13 protein-coding genes are annotated in these 15566 nt (G+C 63.9%); 8 read left to right on the forward strand and 5 right to left on the reverse strand.

What is annotated here, in order from left to right:
* Nucleotide 1: 1 nt before the first annotated feature.
* From CXR25_RS03440 to CXR25_RS03460, 5 genes are all read left to right on the forward strand, one after another.
* Nucleotides 2-1198, forward strand: coding sequence for an acyl-CoA dehydrogenase family protein (locus CXR25_RS03440; RefSeq protein WP_125240426.1), 1197 nt, complete (start codon nt 2-4; stop codon nt 1196-1198).
* 455 nt (nt 1199-1653) lie between these two features.
* Nucleotides 1654-2685, forward strand: coding sequence for a 2-keto-3-deoxygluconate permease (locus tag CXR25_RS03445; RefSeq protein WP_009881585.1), 1032 nt, complete (start codon nt 1654-1656; stop codon nt 2683-2685).
* Complete coding sequence (locus CXR25_RS03450; protein ID WP_035278071.1) at nt 2682-3974, forward strand: four-carbon acid sugar kinase family protein; 1293 nt, start codon at nt 2682-2684, stop codon at nt 3972-3974. Before CXR25_RS03445 ends, CXR25_RS03450 begins: the two co-directional genes overlap by 4 nt.
* Nucleotides 3971-4996: a 4-hydroxythreonine-4-phosphate dehydrogenase PdxA gene (pdxA, locus tag CXR25_RS03455; protein WP_009881587.1), complete on the forward strand. Its 1026-nt coding sequence runs from the start codon at nt 3971-3973 to the stop codon at nt 4994-4996. Before CXR25_RS03450 ends, pdxA begins: the two co-directional genes overlap by 4 nt.
* Before the next feature lie 43 nt (nt 4997-5039).
* Entirely contained in the window at nt 5040-5930 is an 891-nt protein-coding gene (locus tag CXR25_RS03460) for a GntR family transcriptional regulator (protein ID WP_114319541.1), read from the forward strand.
* A 34-nt stretch (nt 5931-5964) separates the two neighbouring features.
* Here CXR25_RS03460 and CXR25_RS03465 read toward each other — a convergent pair whose 3' ends face one another.
* A complete protein-coding gene (locus CXR25_RS03465) occupies nt 5965-6846 on the reverse strand; it encodes an oxidoreductase (protein ID WP_114384505.1) in 882 nt (293 codons plus the stop codon).
* Between the two features lie 62 nt (nt 6847-6908).
* Here CXR25_RS03465 and CXR25_RS03470 point away from each other — a divergent pair, with 62 nt between their 5' ends.
* Both CXR25_RS03470 and CXR25_RS03475 read left to right on the forward strand, forming a co-directional pair.
* Complete coding sequence (locus CXR25_RS03470) at nt 6909-8576, forward strand: ABC transporter transmembrane domain-containing protein (protein ID WP_241212388.1); 1668 nt, start codon at nt 6909-6911, stop codon at nt 8574-8576.
* Complete coding sequence (locus tag CXR25_RS03475) at nt 8573-10375, forward strand: ABC transporter ATP-binding protein (RefSeq protein WP_114384506.1); 1803 nt, start codon at nt 8573-8575, stop codon at nt 10373-10375. The genes CXR25_RS03470 and CXR25_RS03475 overlap by 4 nt, the downstream gene beginning before the upstream one ends.
* Before the next feature lie 25 nt (nt 10376-10400).
* On the opposite strand, the gene CXR25_RS03480 is transcribed toward CXR25_RS03475, so the two are convergent.
* Nucleotides 10401-11666: a C45 family autoproteolytic acyltransferase/hydrolase gene (locus CXR25_RS03480; protein WP_114384507.1), complete on the reverse strand. Its 1266-nt coding sequence runs from the start codon at nt 11664-11666 to the stop codon at nt 10401-10403.
* Between the two features lie 91 nt (nt 11667-11757).
* Nucleotides 11758-13125, reverse strand: a complete 1368-nt coding sequence (gene mgtE, locus CXR25_RS03485; protein ID WP_009881593.1) for a magnesium transporter — start codon at nt 13123-13125, stop codon at nt 11758-11760.
* Nucleotides 13126-13228: 103 nt separating this feature from the next.
* On the opposite strand from mgtE, the gene CXR25_RS03490 reads away from it, so the two are divergent.
* Nucleotides 13229-13711 carry a DUF1648 domain-containing protein gene (locus CXR25_RS03490; protein ID WP_114384508.1) on the forward strand — a complete coding sequence of 161 codons (483 nt, stop codon included), beginning with the start codon at nt 13229-13231 and terminating at the stop codon, nt 13709-13711.
* Between the two features lie 9 nt (nt 13712-13720).
* Here CXR25_RS03490 and CXR25_RS03495 read toward each other — a convergent pair whose 3' ends face one another.
* Nucleotides 13721-14092, reverse strand: coding sequence for a universal stress protein (locus tag CXR25_RS03495; protein ID WP_009881595.1), 372 nt, complete (start codon nt 14090-14092; stop codon nt 13721-13723).
* A 9-nt stretch (nt 14093-14101) separates the two neighbouring features.
* A complete protein-coding gene (locus CXR25_RS03500; RefSeq protein WP_114384509.1) occupies nt 14102-15529 on the reverse strand; it encodes a sugar porter family MFS transporter in 1428 nt (475 codons plus the stop codon).
* Between the last annotated feature and the right edge of the window lie 37 nt (nt 15530-15566).

Consider the following 15566-nt stretch of genomic DNA (forward strand, 5'->3'; position numbering starts at 1 on the left):
AATGACTACGACCGCCACTGCGCAGGACGCCGCCGACCTCGACAAGTCCGACCTCCTCAACCTCGAAGGCCTCCTCAGCGAGGTCGAGATCCAACTTCGCGACAAGGTGCGAGCCTTCGTCGATGAGCGTTTCCGTCCGAGCATCGCCGACTGGTATGAAAACGCGCACTTCCCCGTCGAGATCGTGCGCGAAATGGGTGACCTCGGGCTGTTAGGCATGCACCTGCACGGCTACGGCTGCCCGGGACGATCCGCCGTCGAATACGGCCTCGCAGCCATGGAGCTCGAAGCCGGTGACTCAGGCCTACGCACCTTCGTCTCCGTCCAGGGATCGCTGGCGATGTCCGCGATCCACAAGTTCGGTTCCGAAGAGCAGAAGAACCGGTACCTGCCGGGCATGGCCAAGGGCGAGATCATCGGCTGCTTCGGCCTGACCGAGCCCACCGCCGGATCCGACCCGGGATCGATGGCGACCACAGCAACACGCAATGACGACGGTTCGTGGGCCCTCAACGGAGCCAAGCGCTGGATCGGCCTGGCTTCCATCGCCGATATCGCCGTCATCTGGGCCGCGACCGACGAAGGCATCCGCGGGTTCCTCGTCCCCACCGACACCGCAGGCTTCACCGCGACCCCGATCGAACAGAAGCTGTCGATGCGCGCCTCCATCCAGTGCGATATCGACATCGCCGATGTCCAACTGCCCGCCGAGGCTGTCCTGCCCGATGTGCGTGGACTCAAGGGGCCGTTCTCCTGCCTCAATGAGGCCCGCTACGGAATCATGTGGGGCGCAATGGGCGCCGCTCGCGACTCCTACGAGGTGGCCCTGAAGTATGCGCAGGAGAGAATGCAGTTCGACAAGCCGCTCTCCGGCTATCAGATCACCCAGCAGAAGCTGGTGAACATGGTCCTCGAGATCCAGAAGGGGATTCTTGTGGCACTGCAGACCGGTCGCCTCAAGGACGCCGGGACGCTCGACCCTGTCCAGATCTCGGTCGGCAAACTCAACAACTGCAGAGAGGCCATCGCTATCTGCCGGGAAGCCCGGACGATGCTCGGCGGCAACGGCATCACCCTCGAATACTCACCGCTGCGGCATGCAAACAACCTCGAATCGGTGCGCACCTACGAGGGAACCGATGAGGTGCACACTCTGATTCTGGGTCGTCACATCACGGGTGAGCAGGCGTTCCGGTAGGGCGAGCTTTCCACGCGCGGCAGAGTCGCATCAGGCGGATCTGCAGATGAGGCTTCGGAAACGCGACCACCAATAGTCGAAAGCCTCACGCCGGCGCTGTGCTCGCTCGTCACGCAGCTCCGTCTGCATACGAGCCTCGTCCACGAACAGCTGTGCGCTCTCCATGCTGCGGATCGAACTCCATTGGCACCCGCTGACCATGATCATCGCCCCCTCGCGCTTACTTCCAGTGTACTGCGCGAGGTGGCGCGGGTGATCAGCGATCGCACCCACTGATCGACAGCAGTTCTGATAGCAATCGCAGTTGCGTAGGGGCACAGACGAGATGACGCAACTCGCCTCGTGCACCTCATGCCACGGCAGGAGACTCTTGCCGCTTCGTAAATATGTACGTACACTAAGTACCTACATAGACGACTATGTGCTCACAACTGCTCACACAAAGGGGATTCGTCATGGCTGCCGAATCACAGATCACCAGTCGCGTTCCGCTTTTCGACGGGATGAACAGAATTCCTGGCGGCATCATGCTGATTCCGCTCATCCTGGGATCCATCGTCGGAACATTCTTCCCTGGCTTCCTCGAACTGGGAAACTTCACCTCGGCGCTGTTCCGCGACAGTGCATTGCCTCTCATCGGCATACTCATCTTCGCAACGGGCATGCAGATCACCCTGAAAACCTCGGGCCCCGTGCTTGCGACCACCGGCACGATCCTGTTGACGAAGTCGATCATCCCAGCTGGCCTCGTCGTGTTGTTGGGCCAGTTCGTCGGCATCGAGGGAATTCTGGGCGTCTCAATCTTGGCGCTCATCGTCATGATGGACAACAGCAATGGTGGACTATGGCTTGCCTTCACCGGTCGCTATGGAGACGCACGCGACCGCGGCGCTTACATGGCGTCGGCGATCAATGACGGACCGTTCTTCTCGATGCTCTTCCTGGGAGCAGCCGGTCTGGCCGACATTCCCTACACCCTTCTGCTCGCGGCTGTCATCCCTCTGATCATCGGCATCATCGTCGGAAACCTTGACGCGAAGTGGACCGAGATCATGCGACCGATCCCGAACATGGTCATTCCGTTCTTCGCCTTCGCGCTCGGCACCGGAATCGACCTCGGCAATGTCGTCACCGGTGGACTCTCCGGTCTCGTCGTCGGCGCGATCGCCACGGTCATCACCGGTACCCTTGCCTACTTCGGATACCGCTGGATTCTTCGCCGTGGCAACCAGTCGGGCATCGGCATCGCCTCGGCAACGACCGCAGGCAACGCGATCGCAACGCCAGCCATTATTGCCGGGGCCGATCCGGCCTTCGAGCCCTACATGGAAGTTGCCACTGCTCAGGTCGCCTCCGCCGTTCTCGTCTCAGCAATCCTGGCTCCACTGCTGGCAGCCTGGGTGCTCAAGCGCCAGGGAGGAATCAAGAAACAAGACACCGAATCGGGAGCCGAGGACACGTCACCCCTGAGGTCTGAAGGACTGTGACCCAAGAACTTAAGCCTCAGTCGCCCGATGCGCCTTCTGTGGTGGTTGTGGCCGATGACCTCACCGGAGCCACGGACTCTTCCGTCCAGTTCGCTTACGCTGGGTGGAAGACACAGCTCCTGCTGTCTGAGGACAGCGTGACGCACCGGGAACCTGGCGCCGTCAGCGCACTGGTGACCGATGCGCGAGCTCTCACCCGAGCCGAGGCGCAGAATCGCACACGTGCCGCCGTGTTGTCAGGACACGATGCTGCGACTCGCCTCTACCTGAAGATCGACTCAACCATGAGAGGCACGATCTCATCGCAAATAGATGGCGCTCTCGAAGCCTGGCAACAAGATCATCCAGGAGCATTTGCCCTCGTTTGTCCGGCCTACCCTGCCATGGGGCGCACCGTCAGCGACGGACAGCTGCTGGTCAACGGGACGCCGGTGCAGGACACTGTGATTGGCCGTGATCCCGTCACGCCAGTGTCGACGAGTTCTCTTTCCGAGCTTCTCCCCGGTTCTGCCACCGTGACAAAGCCGCACGGTGAAACGTTCACGGTTGCGGCTTTGGTGGCATCGATCCGAACTGCACGGGCATCCTCGCCGATCATCATCATCGATGCCGGTGAATCGGCAGATCTTGATGTCATCGCCGAGGCGGCTGTCGAATTCGGTGACGACGTCGTCCCCGTCGGGTCGGCAGGTCTCGCGGCCGCGTTGGCTGTCAAATGGGGGACAGGCCTCGTTGCCCCGGCCGAATCAGACCGCACATGCGAGCGAGTCATCATCGTCGCCAGTTCACTCCATACTGTCACTCGAGAACAGGTGCAGGCCCTCGTCGACGTCGAGCCCCCTGAAGTTCAGGCCACCGAGGTTACAGTCCTGACTCCCGATCTGACCGCACTCTCTGACGAGGCGGCTCGGTCTGCTTGGCTGGAGACCGTGTCATCCACAGCATCGACCCCTATCGTCATCGTCGATGCCCCGGAGGAGAGGACGAGTTCCACGGACCTCGTCGCCGACCTGCTTGCCGGAGCGGCCGCAACGCTGATGCGCGATTCCGTTCCCACAAGTCTTATGCTGCTGGGCGGGGAAGGAGCACGCGCCGTGCTCAACCGCCTCGGCGCCGTGAGCCTGCACATCCACTCAACGGTGCGCGAAGGTATGCCAATCGGGGCCATTGAGGGCGGCAGGGCCCATGGCGCAACTGTCATCACAAAAGCCGGAGGCTTTGGCCGCCGATCAGACGTCTTAGAAATCGCAGCAGAGCTTCTGCACAACAACGAAGGATCAACGCAATGACTCTCCCCGTATTGGCAATCACACTCGGCGATGTCGCAGGCATCGGACCGGAGATCACCGCGAAGTCACTTCTCGGCCATGATGATCTGCGCACAAAGTGCACTCCGGTTGTCATCGGTGACATCGCCTCGGTCAAGCGCGGTGTCGCATTCGTCGGCGGTGACGTTGAAGCAGTGCGTGAGATCAGCGCCCCGGGGGAGGCGAAGAACATTCCCGGGACCATCGAGGTTATCCAGGTGGGCCCTTCTCTCGCGGAGGTTGGTGTCGGTGAACTCAGTGCAGCAGCAGGAGACGGTTCCTACCGTTTCGTCGTTGAGGCCTGCCGCCTCGCCAGAGAAGGTGAAGTCGATGGAATCGTCACCGCACCGCTGAATAAGGCAGCCATGCACGCAGGAGGCCATAACTTCCCCGGTCACACTGAACTTCTTGCACATGAGTTCGGCGTCAAAGACTATTCGCTCGTACTTTCAGCCGGCGATCTCTATTTCTTCCACCTCACTACTCACGTTTCAATGAAGCAGGCGATTGAGAACATCACCTTCGACCGCACCTTGAGCGTCCTCAAGCTGGCCGGTGCCTTCGCAGAGTCAATGGGTACACCCGAAGAGCGCATCGGGCTCGCGGGCCTCAACCCGCATGCAGGTGAGAACCGCCTGTTCGGTGATGAGGACGCTGATGTGCTGACTCCCGCAGTCGAGGCCGCACAGGAACACGGACTCAATGTCGTCGGCCCGCTGCCAGGAGACGCACTCATCCCGGCCGCTGTGCGTGGCAACTACAATCTCGTGGTCGTTTGCTATCACGATCAGGGACACGCCCCCTTCAAAGCCGTCTATGGTGATGACGGAGTCAACATCACCGTCGGTCTGCCGGTTGTGCGAGTCTCAGTCGACCACGGCACCGCATTCGACATTGCCGGAGAGGGCATCGCCCGCGAGGCCAGCCTCGTTCTGTCGATCGAGCGTGCTGCGACTCTGGCACCTGAATGGGGCGTCGTCTGGGACGCGGCTCAAGCAATGTGAGACTGTTGTTACGCTGAGTCTGCGCGCATGGAGAGGAACGACAATGTGGATCGATGGCCTACCTTCGGGCGTGCTCGATTCTTCGCAGGACGAGCCTCTTCACCGGCAGCTGAGCGAAGTGATTCGGCAAGGCATAGCGGAAGGTGCGCTTCCTCCGGGCACGCGGCTGCCGACGGAAGCAGACTTCCAGGGTAAGTTCGGAATCTCACGATCCGTCGTTCGACAAGCGATGGCGGCATTGACCAATGACAACCTCATCCAGCGCGGACGTGGTCGTGGCAGCGTCGTTGCTCCGCAGCATGAACACCACCGGGCCGTGCAGAAGATGTCTGGCCTCTCCGCTCAATTCTCGAACTCTGGCGATTCCGTCACGACGGAGATCATCTCGCTCGAACGTGCAGCTGATCCACGTGCCCAAAAGGCGCTGGGCACTTCAGAACTGCTCGCGCTCAACCGCCGCCGCAGTGTCGATGGCGAGTCGATTGCCATTATTCATACTTGGCTTCCGCTCAGCCTTGTGCCAGGACTCGAAGCGAAAGATCTGGTGGACTCGTCTCTTCATGAGACCCTGCGCGCGCGATTCGGAATCCCTGTGACAGCAGGCCATCGTCAAGTCCGGGCTGTATCGGCGTCGGCAGAATTGTCCGCGTCGCTCGCGGTGCCGCTGGCCGCGCCGCTCCTGGTGCTCGAAGGCACCAGTTGTGACGACCAAGGCAATGCCATCGAGTACTTCTGCACCTGGCATCGCGCTGATCGTGTGGTCTTCGACGTTGAGGCGATTTCAGATCCCCCCGGAAGCCGACTTTTATCGACGCCGAAGCAGACTTCACTTCCGCAAAACGGTGCGGCTGATGCGACCGATCTGAGTGAAACAGCACGATCCATCGCTACTCAGATGAATGATCTTGCAAAGCGCATGAGCCGGCTGGGCTGAGCGCGACAAGTTCATCATCAGGGTGTGGCCCGCCTCAGAGCTCGGGGAACTCCACCCCAGTCAGCTCCTCCGACACAGCCCAAAGGCGCCGTGCCACCTCGGCGTCTTGCGCCTCGCGAGAGCGGCCGACGAGCTTCGGCTGTCCGAAAGTCTCCTTGAAACGGCGCGGCCCGACATAGCTGTTGCCCGGGATGTCTGCTGTGGCTGCGCACAGTGTCGGCACAGCTCCTTGCTGTTCGTCTTGCGAGATCAGACCGATCACAGCCTCGGTGACAGACGCGAGTAGGCGGTTGCCCTGCAGCCGGTAGAGGTTCGTCGCCGCCAGTCCCGGATGGGCCGCGACCGCGATGACGGACGAGCCCACCTTGGTGAGCCGTCGCTGGAGTTCGGAGGTGAAGAGGAGGTTCGCCAGCTTTGACTGCCCGTAGGCCGGCATCGGCTTATACGGCCTGCGTTCCCAATTGAGGTCATCGAAGTCGATGGTCCCCATTCGATGTCCGATCGAGGACACGGTGACCACCCGATCTCGGATCTGGGGAAAAAGCAGGTTTGTCAGGGCGAAATGGCCCAGATGGTTCGTGCCGAACTGGGATTCGAACCCGTCAGCAGTGCGCCCCAGGGGCGGGGCCATGATCCCCGCATTGTTGATGAGGATGTCGATCGGGTCGGAAAATTCCTCGGCGAAGGCACGCACCGAAGCGAGATCGGCGAGGTCGAGTTCTCGCACATCGACAGGTCCGCGCATCGACTTCGCCGCGGCCCGTCCCTTGTCCAGGTTGCGCACCGCCAGCACGACATGTGCATCCATGCCCGCAAGCATGGACGCTGTGCCTCGGCCGATTCCGCTGTTGCCACCGGTGATGACGATGGTGCGGTCAGCCGCTGATGCGATGTTGCCATCGAGCCTATTGCCCATAAGGCCATCGTAAGCCCAAGTGAGACGTTCATGACTCCTCGCAAAATGTTAGGGTAGCCTTCGTGCCGCAGACTCCCTCATCAGGTTCGATGCTTCTCCGCAGAGCCGTCCGCCGGCGGCTCGGTTTCCTGCTTCCCGGCGTCATCACTATGTCGCTGTGGCAGGTCTGTGAGGCACTCGTCCCCGTGGCCATCGGCATCGTCGTCGACGTCGCGATCATCCCGCTCTCCCTCCCGATGCTCCTCGTCTCGATCCTCGGCATCGCCCTGCTCTTCACCGTGCTCAGCCTCGGCTACAGATTCGGTGCACGATTGTGCAACTCTGCCCGCGAACATGAGGCGCACGCCCTGCGCGTGGAAATCACCCACGCAGCTCTCACCTCGGCGAACCTTCCACCCGACCGCGCCTCCGGTGAGGTCCTCTCGATCGCCTCGGCAGACGCGGACACGGCAGCCCAGTCCTTCGCCCAGCTGGGACGAGGAATCGCCTCGGTGCTGGGCATGATCACGGCCGCCGTCTTCCTCCTCATCGCTGACCCCGTGACCGGACTCGTCGTCCTCATTGCAGTGCCCATCGGGCTGCTCATCGTTGCCCTGCCCGGACGATCCGTGTCCACCAAGGCCAACGCACAGCTCGAGGCCGTGGCGCGAGCCGGCCGGTCGGCCTCCGACCTCATGCACGGGCTGCGCGTGATCAAGGCAATGGGCGGAGAAACCTGGGCCGTGGACCGCTACCGTCACACCTCGGACGAGGCCGCGACCGCCGGCATCGCCACCGGTGAGAGGACCGGCCGCCTCGCCGGCCTCGGAGCACTCGTCATGTCGGTCGTGCTCGCCATCGTCCTCATCGTCGCCGGCCTGCGCCTCATTGACGGACAGATGAGCGTCGGCGCACTCATCGGCATCCTCGGCATGACCGCGTTCCTCACCGAACCGATGCGCGCGCTGGCCGAGATCGTCGGCCTCTTCGCCCAATCCCACGGAGCCGCCCAGCGGATCACCCAGCTGCTGACCGACATCGACGATTCCGAGTCGATAACAGCACCGTCGGACGCACCAGCACCGACCGTCGATATCGACGACGAGGCGATCAGCATCCGCGATTGGTCCGTGGGGGAGGAGCGCACGGTCGACGTCACCACCAACTTCGGCACCCTGACCTGCATCGTCACAGAGGACCCCGCACCGGAGTCGGCGCTTCTCGCCGCCCTGAGCACCCACGCCCGCGGTACCACGGTGGGCCAGATGCTCGTCTCACCGCACACAGTTGACCTGTTCGAGGGCACGATCCGCTCCAACATCACCATGATCCCGGGTGCCGGCGAGGCCCCTGTGAGCGCCGAGGTGCTGGCCGCCTCGGGTGTCGACGAACTCCTTGGTCTCGTCGAGAATGGACTCGACCACCGCATCCAGGAACTCGGCGGCAACCTCTCCGGTGGTCAGCGCCAAAGGGTGGCCCTGGCCAGGGCCCTGCACGCCGACCCGCAGGTCCTTATCCTCCACGAACCCACGACCGCGGTCGACGCCGTCACCGAAGCACGCATAGCCTCCGGCCTTCAGGACCTGCGCAGCTCACGCGGTGGTGCCGCCACGCTCATCTTCACCAGCTCACCGGCCTTCCTCGCGGCCGCCGACTCGGTCGTGTTCGTGCCCACCACCGGCCCCAGCCTCGTGGGCAAGCACGCCGAGCTCCTCGCCGCCGCAGCCTACCGAAACGCGGTGACCCGATGAGTGAACAGTCTCCTCAGACCACACTGGCGATCGCCTCTCGGCGTCGCTCATTCGCCCATCTGGCTCCGCTGCTGCGCGCCCGCTGGAACTGGCTCATCGTCCTCATCCTCGCCGGAATCGCCAACGCCGGTGCCGGACTCGTGGGACCGTGGGCGATCGGCCGCCTCGTCGACGAACTCCCTGCCGGAGCCGGCTCGGATGTCGTCTTCACGTGCGCGATCGCCGTAGCCATCGCCGGCGTGGTCATGGCCTTGGGCACCTGGATCGGCGCGTGGGCGCTGGCCCATATCGCGATGCCTGTCGTCGCAGACCTGCGCACACAGGTCGTCGACTCCGCGCTCACCCTCGAAGCACAGCGCATCGAATCGACGGGAACGGGTGACCTGGTCTCGAGGGTCGCCGACGATTCCCGCAAGATCAGTGAGGCCGCAGCGCAGGTGCTGCCACTCGTCGTCGAATCACTCCTCATCGTCATCGTCTCCGCTGTCGGTCTGGCCGCGATCGATTGGCGCCTGGGCATCGTCGGCCTCGTCGCCCTGCCGATGTACTGGCTCACCCTGCGCTGGTATCTGCCCAGGTCGGAACCGCTCTACAAGGAGGAGCGCGCTGCCTTCGGGCGTCGCGCCGGACGTCTCCTCGGTGGACTCACCGGTGCCCGAACCCTGCGTGCCTACCGTGCGGAGTCCGGGGAGCTCTCCCGCATCGACGCCGCCTCAGGGCAGGCCCGGGACCTCTCGATCGGCGTATTCAGCTTCCTCACCCGCGCCTTCTCACGCAATAACCGCGCCGAGGCTGTTGTGCTCTCTCTGCTCCTCATCGCCGGATTCGCCCTCGTCTACTTCGGGGAGACGACCGCTGGTGCCGTGACCACCGCGGCCCTGGTCTTCCACCGCCTGTTCAACCCGATCGGCGCCCTGGTCGGCCTCTTCGACCAGGTCCAATCCGCAGGTGCCTCACTGACCCGCATGGTCGGCGTCATCGATGAAGCAGCAAGTTCGCCGAGGCGGACGAACGACATCAGCATCGACCGTCCGTCCCTGGTGCTGGAGGACCTATGGTTTTCCTACGATGAGGATCCCGAATCGAGCAACCATGTCCTCAAGGGTGTGAGTCTGCGCCTGAACCCCGGCGAGGTCGTCGCCGTCGTCGGCACCACCGGGGCCGGAAAATCGACGCTGGCCCGGATCGCGGCGGGACTCTCCGCACCCACCCGAGGCCGAGCTGAACTCGCCAGGGGCACAACCACCTCGGCGGGGGAGACGGAACGGTCGGTGTCACTGACCGAGCTGCCCGACGACAGACTGCGCGGGCACATCACGATGGTCGCCCAAGAGGTGCACACGTTCACCGGGACCCTGCGTGAGAACGTGGCGCTGCCGGTCCCGGAGGCCTCGGACGAGCAGATCATCGCGGCATTGGATACGGTTGGCGCCAGCTGGGCCACCGCACTGCCGCACGGGCTGGACACCGAGGTCGGTGACGGCGGCACACGCCTCAGCGCCGTTGAGGACCAGTCGATCGCCCTGGCCAGGCTGGTGCTTGCCGACCCCGACTTCGCGATCCTCGACGAGGCGACCGCGGAGGCCGGATCCGCCGGTGCTCACGTGCTCGAAGCATCTGCCCGTGCCGCCCTCGCCGGACGTGGTGCCCTCGTTGTCGCTCACCGCCTCAGCCAGGCCGAGACCGCTGACCGGGTTCTCGTCATGGAGCACGGACGGGTCGTCGAAGAGGGCCCGCACGAGGAGTTGGTCGCGGCAGGTGGCCGTTACGCCCAACTGTGGTCGGCGTGGTCGGCGTGATGTTGCGGCCGGGGCGCGTGGACGCTCAGCGCCAGCGCTGCCAGGCTGCCTGACGGCTGACGTCGGCCATCTCGGCCACCCGGGCCCAGGAATTGTGCTCGGCCATCGTGCGAGCACTGGTCCCCAGAGCCTCACCGACCTCGGCGGAGAGGCTGAGCAGAGCCGAAAACGCCTCGGGGTCCGGCGAATGGGACAGATCGTGGACGGCCTGCCGTGCTGTGTCGAGCAGATCGGCCACAGCGGAGCCCGCGAATTCCCTGACCGGGTCCGTGATCGGCTGGTTCTCGGGCTGCCCGTCGACAGGTATCGGTTCGGGGCTGTCTTCATCGAGGGTCACGATGATCATCTCCTCGGTAGAGTTCAGGCTGCGGGTCCAGGTGCGGTCGTGCCAATGATATTCGACCTCGCCTCGCAGCGGCAGATAGACGGCAGTGTACAGGGTGCCGAAGGCGTTGTCGTAGTCGTCGCTGAAGACTCCGGGGCTGAGCATTCTCTCGGCCAGCTCCTGCACATCGCACCCCTGTTCCACTGCCTCGGTGAGCAAGTCCTGTCGCTCGAGGCTGCGGAATCGTCGTGCATGTTCGGGGAACTCCGGGTGGCGACCGCGATGGTTCGTCGCCACCGGATCATCGATGACCTCCGGGGCCATCCCGGGACCGACGTAGGCCGTCACTGCTGTGCCGTCGGCATCGATCATGGTCAGGTTGTAGAACATGGACACCGGTATCGTCTCGAGTCGGCGCAGGGCCTCCGGCACGGAGTCGGCGACCTCCAGCAGGAAGCGCACGACCAGCGGAGCGGCGAAGCCGTCACCGTCGCCTGGACGCCCACCGAAGGCCAAGGAGACGGCGAGTCCGTCCTCGTTCATCCCATCGAGGAGACCCCATAGGCAGTCGGAGGTCCCGATCACCCGGCGTGAGCCGAAGCGAGTCGAGGCGTGGACCTGTTCGAACAGCTCCAACCCGTAGTCATAGTTGCGCACCAGCGCCGGCTCAGGTGATTGCAAGGCAACCTGTGAACAGCCGGGGAGGAAACGCGGCGGGTTCCACAGGGTGAGCATGCGTGCCGCGGTCTCGTCCCCGCGTGCGAGTTCGACCAGGCGCTGCCAGGTGGGGACGAGTTCGGGCATGTGTTCGCGCAGTTTGGCCTCGGCTGTGGCCAGACTGGGCCGAGCGAGATCCCCGTCGCGGAGGTACCACGCCCGGTAGCCGGGCCAGACGGCATCGAACAGTGACTGCCAGCGGGTCGAGGGGCGGTCTTCGGTGATTGCAAAGAAATTGAATGAAGTCATGCGTCAAGGTTAAGTTGACACTCCTGGTGTGTCAACAAAACCTTGACAAGACTTGGTGATTGGATCTTTCACCGGCCGAGACGAACTGCGATCAGCTGAGCCCCAGAATCGTCGTGGCAATGGTGAAGTAGATGATCAGGCCGGTGGCGTCGCAGAACGTGGAGATGAACGGGTTGGAGAACACCGCCGGATCCGCCCCGACGCGCTTCGCGATGATCGGCATCAGTCCGCCCACGGTCGCGGCCATCATGCACACTGACAGCAGAGTCAGTCCGATGACCAGACCGATCGGCCACCCATAGACCAGACCGGCGACGATGAAGCCCAAGGTGCCGAGCACGGCGCCCAGCAGGGCACCGACCCGCAGCTCGCGCCAGATGACCTTCCCGAGGTCGCGGATTCTCACTTCGCCCACGGCCAGCGCCCTGGTCACGGTCGTTGCAGCCTGGTTGCCGGTGTTGCCGCCCGTGCCGGTGAGCAGCGGGATGAAGAGGGCGAGGATGACGACCTGGTCGAGCCGATCCTCATAGACCTCGAGGACCTGCACGGTGAGGATTGCGGAGACGGCGAGGACCAGCAGCCACACGATGCGGCTCTTGACCAGCCGGAAGATTGTGCTCGAGAGGTAGGAGCGGTCGAGGGGTTCGGAGCCGCTGGAGCGGGCGATGTCCTCGGCATCCTCCTCGTCGACGATGTCGAGGACATCGTCCATGGTCAGGATCCCGACGAGGCGGTCCTCCTGGTCCACGACCGGCATCGCAATGAGCCGGTGGGAGAGGAACTGGCGGGAGGCGACCTCACGGTCGGTCAGCGCCTGCGTGCTGATGGATTCGCGCACCAGGTCCCCGACGGGAGCCTCGGCCTCGGCGGCGATGAGGTTACGCAGTGACACCACGCCCAAGAGGACACGACCGACCCCGACGACGGGCAGGAGGTAGACGGTCTCAGGACCGTCGATGCGGGCACGGACGACCTCCATCGCCTCGGCGGCGGTCCAGTCCTCGTGGAGGCTGAGCACCTCGGGTGACATGTACCGGCCGATCGCCTTCTTCGGGTAGCCGAGGACCGCGGTGGTCATCTCGCGTTCTTCGGCATCGAGTCCGCTCATCAGCCTGCGGGCGACGTTGGCGGGAAGTTCGCCGAAGAGTTCGGCACGGTCGTCGGGGTCGAGGCCCTCGACGATGTGGGCGACCTCCGGTTCCCGCAGGCTCTGGATCAGTTCCGCCTGGTAACCCGGAGGAAGGTTCTCGAAGACGGCAAGAGCTTCATCCTTATCCAGGATGCGGAAAAGGACCGCCGACTGCAGGGGTGTGCTCGTGTGGACGAGGCGGGTCAGCTCGGGGAGGGGAACCTGGTGGGCAAGTTCGGCGATCTCGTCCATCGCGGCCCGGTCGATGCGTCCCGACAGCGCGGATTCGAGGCGGTCGGCCGCCGAGTTCTCCACCGTCATATCAGTCATGACTGCTCCTTAGCGTCCGCGGCCCGGGTGATCGCAGTCCAGCCTATGTCACCGTGAGACGCCGGGCCCAAAGCGGCCCGCTGGTGACGGGTACGATCGTCATATGGTGGGGCACGACAACTACGCGACGAACTATGTGACCGGGACTCTCACCAAGTGGATCCGACGCTCGACGCTGCTTGCCACTGGAGTGCTCTCCGCGGTTCTGCTGGCCGGCTACCCGTTTCTGCCCGATCTGATTCCCACCCACTTCGACCTTGCGGGCAGGGCCGACAGCTACGGTCCGAGCTGGACTCTGTTCGTCCTCGTCGGTCTGCTCTGTGTGCTCATCGCCGCAACCTCATGGTTGTCCACCCGGCCGCAGATGCTCAACTTCCCGGTCGTCGTGACCGCAGAGAACGCGCAGTCCGTCTTCCGGGAGTCAGAACGGATGATGGTGTGGGTCTCGGCGGCCCTGTTCATCGTCTACGTCGGCACCGCCATCTCTGTCTGGGGCGGCTACGGCGCCCCATTCTTCCTCGCCGGCATCCTCGGCCTGGCGACCGCGACGATCCTCGGGGTCAAGCGAACACTCTCGGCCGGCTGAGCTTCCGCTTCAACGCCGGGCAGCCTCCGGCACCCGGACGGTGAGCACGGGCACGGGGGAGCGGAGGATGAGGCGCTGGGCGACGGAACCCAGCAGAACCTTGCCCACCCGGGACCGACTGCGCACACCGAGGACGAGTCGATCCACCTCGGCGTGGTCGGACAGCTCATCGAGGACGGCCGTGACCGGATCACGGTCACCGCGTCCGGAGCGGTTGATGAGCGTGACATCGAGATCGGCAGGGATCTCGTCGTCGGTGAAATCGTGGAGGGTGAGGTTGATGAGCAGCAGACCGGTATCCAGGGCTCGGGCCTCGGCGACGGCACTGTCCAAGGCCGTGCGGCCTTCGGGGCTGTCGGTGACTGCAACCGCAACTGACATGGTGACTCCTTACTTTCTGCCGTACTTCGCCTTGAACTCGCGCTCGAACTCGGCGAGGTCCTTGTCCTTCGTCTCGGGCAGGAGCGTGTAGAGGAAGATGAAGGCGATGACGGCGCAGCCGGCGAACATGCTGAAGGTCGCGGTCATGCCCATCGCCTCGATGAGCGGTGGGAAGAATTGGGCGACGACGGCGTTCATGATCCACAGCACGAAAACGCAGATGCCCATGGCGAAGCTGCGGATCTTCATGGGGAAGATCTCTGAGAGCATCAGCCAGGTCAGCGGTCCCACCGTGCCCTGCATGGAGAAGACGAAGAGGACGAGGAAGACGAGGACTGTCCAGGCTTGGGCCGGTCCCGGTGGAATGACGACCGCGGTGAGCGCGATGAGGATGTGGAAGAACGCGATGAGCGCGTAGCCGGTGAGGAACATGACTCGACGCGGCAGCCTGTTGAGCAGGAACATGCCCACCGAGATGCCGGCCAGGGAGAAGACGCCGTTGGCGATGTTGCCGATGATGGCGACCCCGGAGTCGAGTCCGGCGTTGGTGAGCAGCTGCGTGCCGTAGTACATGACCGAGTTGATGCCGGTGAGCTGCTGGAAGAAGCCGAGGCCCGCACCGATGATGACCAGGCGCAGGACCCAACGGGTTCCGAGATCGGAGAGTCCACCGGTGGCCTGCTTGGCGTCCTCGGATGCGAGGTGGGTGACCTCGGCGACCTCCGCCTCGGCGCGTTCGGGGGAGCGGACCTGTCTGAGCACCTCGAGAGCCTCCTCCGTGCGGCCCTTCGAGATCAGCCAGCGAGGACTCTCGGGTTGGAAGATCATGCCCACGAGCAGGGCGATCGCGGGCAGGAGGGCGACGAGGAGCATCCAGCGCCAGATGGAGTCGACATGGCCCCAGACGTTGAAGATCACTGCGTTGATGATGAACGCTGCGAGCTGCCCCGCCACGATCATCAGCTCATTGCGGGTGACGAAGGAGCCGCGTTTCTCTGAGGGGGCGATCTCGCCCAGATACACAGGCACGGTGGCAGAGGCCCCGCCGACGGCGATGCCCAGGACGAAGCGAGCACCGATGAGGAACTCCGCGCCCGGGGCCAGCACACAGCCCAGCGTGCCGATGATGAAGACACCGGCGAGCAGCAGAATCGTGTGCCGGCGGCCATAGGCATCGGCGACGCGACCGCCGAAGACGGCACCGAAAGCGGCACCGACCATGAGGCTGGCGACGACGAGGCCCTCGGAGAGGGCGGTGAGGTTGAAGTCCTCGCTCAGCGGCTCAAGAGCGCCGTTGACAACTCCGGTGTCATAGCCGAAGAGGAGACCGCCGAAGGTCGCAACAGTGGCGATGATGCCGAGGCGGTGAACAGGACGACCAGAACCGGCATGCGGCAAGTCGAACTGCTGTCGATGGGGATAGGGCGATGACGACAAGAGCGCCTCCTTTCCTCTCTCGTTCTAACACAGTTCG

It is taken from the genome of Brevibacterium aurantiacum (assembly GCF_003932995.1).
GTDB classification, from domain to species: domain Bacteria; phylum Actinomycetota; class Actinomycetes; order Actinomycetales; family Brevibacteriaceae; genus Brevibacterium; species Brevibacterium aurantiacum.

Excerpts from the sequence above, each read along its gene's own strand:
- CXR25_RS03480 (WP_114384507.1), bottom strand. The coding sequence starts at position 11,666 with ATGACTTCATTCAATTTCTTTGCAATCACCGAAGACCGCCCCTCGACC.
- pdxA (WP_009881587.1), top strand. The coding sequence starts at position 3,971 with ATGACTCTCCCCGTATTGGCAATCACACTCGGCGATGTCGCAGGCATC.
- CXR25_RS03465 (WP_114384505.1), bottom strand. The coding sequence starts at position 6,846 with ATGGGCAATAGGCTCGATGGCAACATCGCATCAGCGGCTGACCGCACC.
- mgtE (WP_009881593.1), bottom strand. The coding sequence starts at position 13,125 with ATGACTGATATGACGGTGGAGAACTCGGCGGCCGACCGCCTCGAATCC.
- CXR25_RS03490 (WP_114384508.1), top strand. The coding sequence starts at position 13,229 with ATGGTGGGGCACGACAACTACGCGACGAACTATGTGACCGGGACTCTC.
- CXR25_RS03445 (WP_009881585.1), top strand. The coding sequence starts at position 1,654 with ATGGCTGCCGAATCACAGATCACCAGTCGCGTTCCGCTTTTCGACGGG.
- CXR25_RS03440 (WP_125240426.1), top strand. The coding sequence starts at position 2 with ATGACTACGACCGCCACTGCGCAGGACGCCGCCGACCTCGACAAGTCC.
- CXR25_RS03495 (WP_009881595.1), bottom strand. The coding sequence starts at position 14,092 with ATGTCAGTTGCGGTTGCAGTCACCGACAGCCCCGAAGGCCGCACGGCC.
- CXR25_RS03460 (WP_114319541.1), top strand. The coding sequence starts at position 5,040 with ATGTGGATCGATGGCCTACCTTCGGGCGTGCTCGATTCTTCGCAGGAC.
- CXR25_RS03475 (WP_114384506.1), top strand. The coding sequence starts at position 8,573 with ATGAGTGAACAGTCTCCTCAGACCACACTGGCGATCGCCTCTCGGCGT.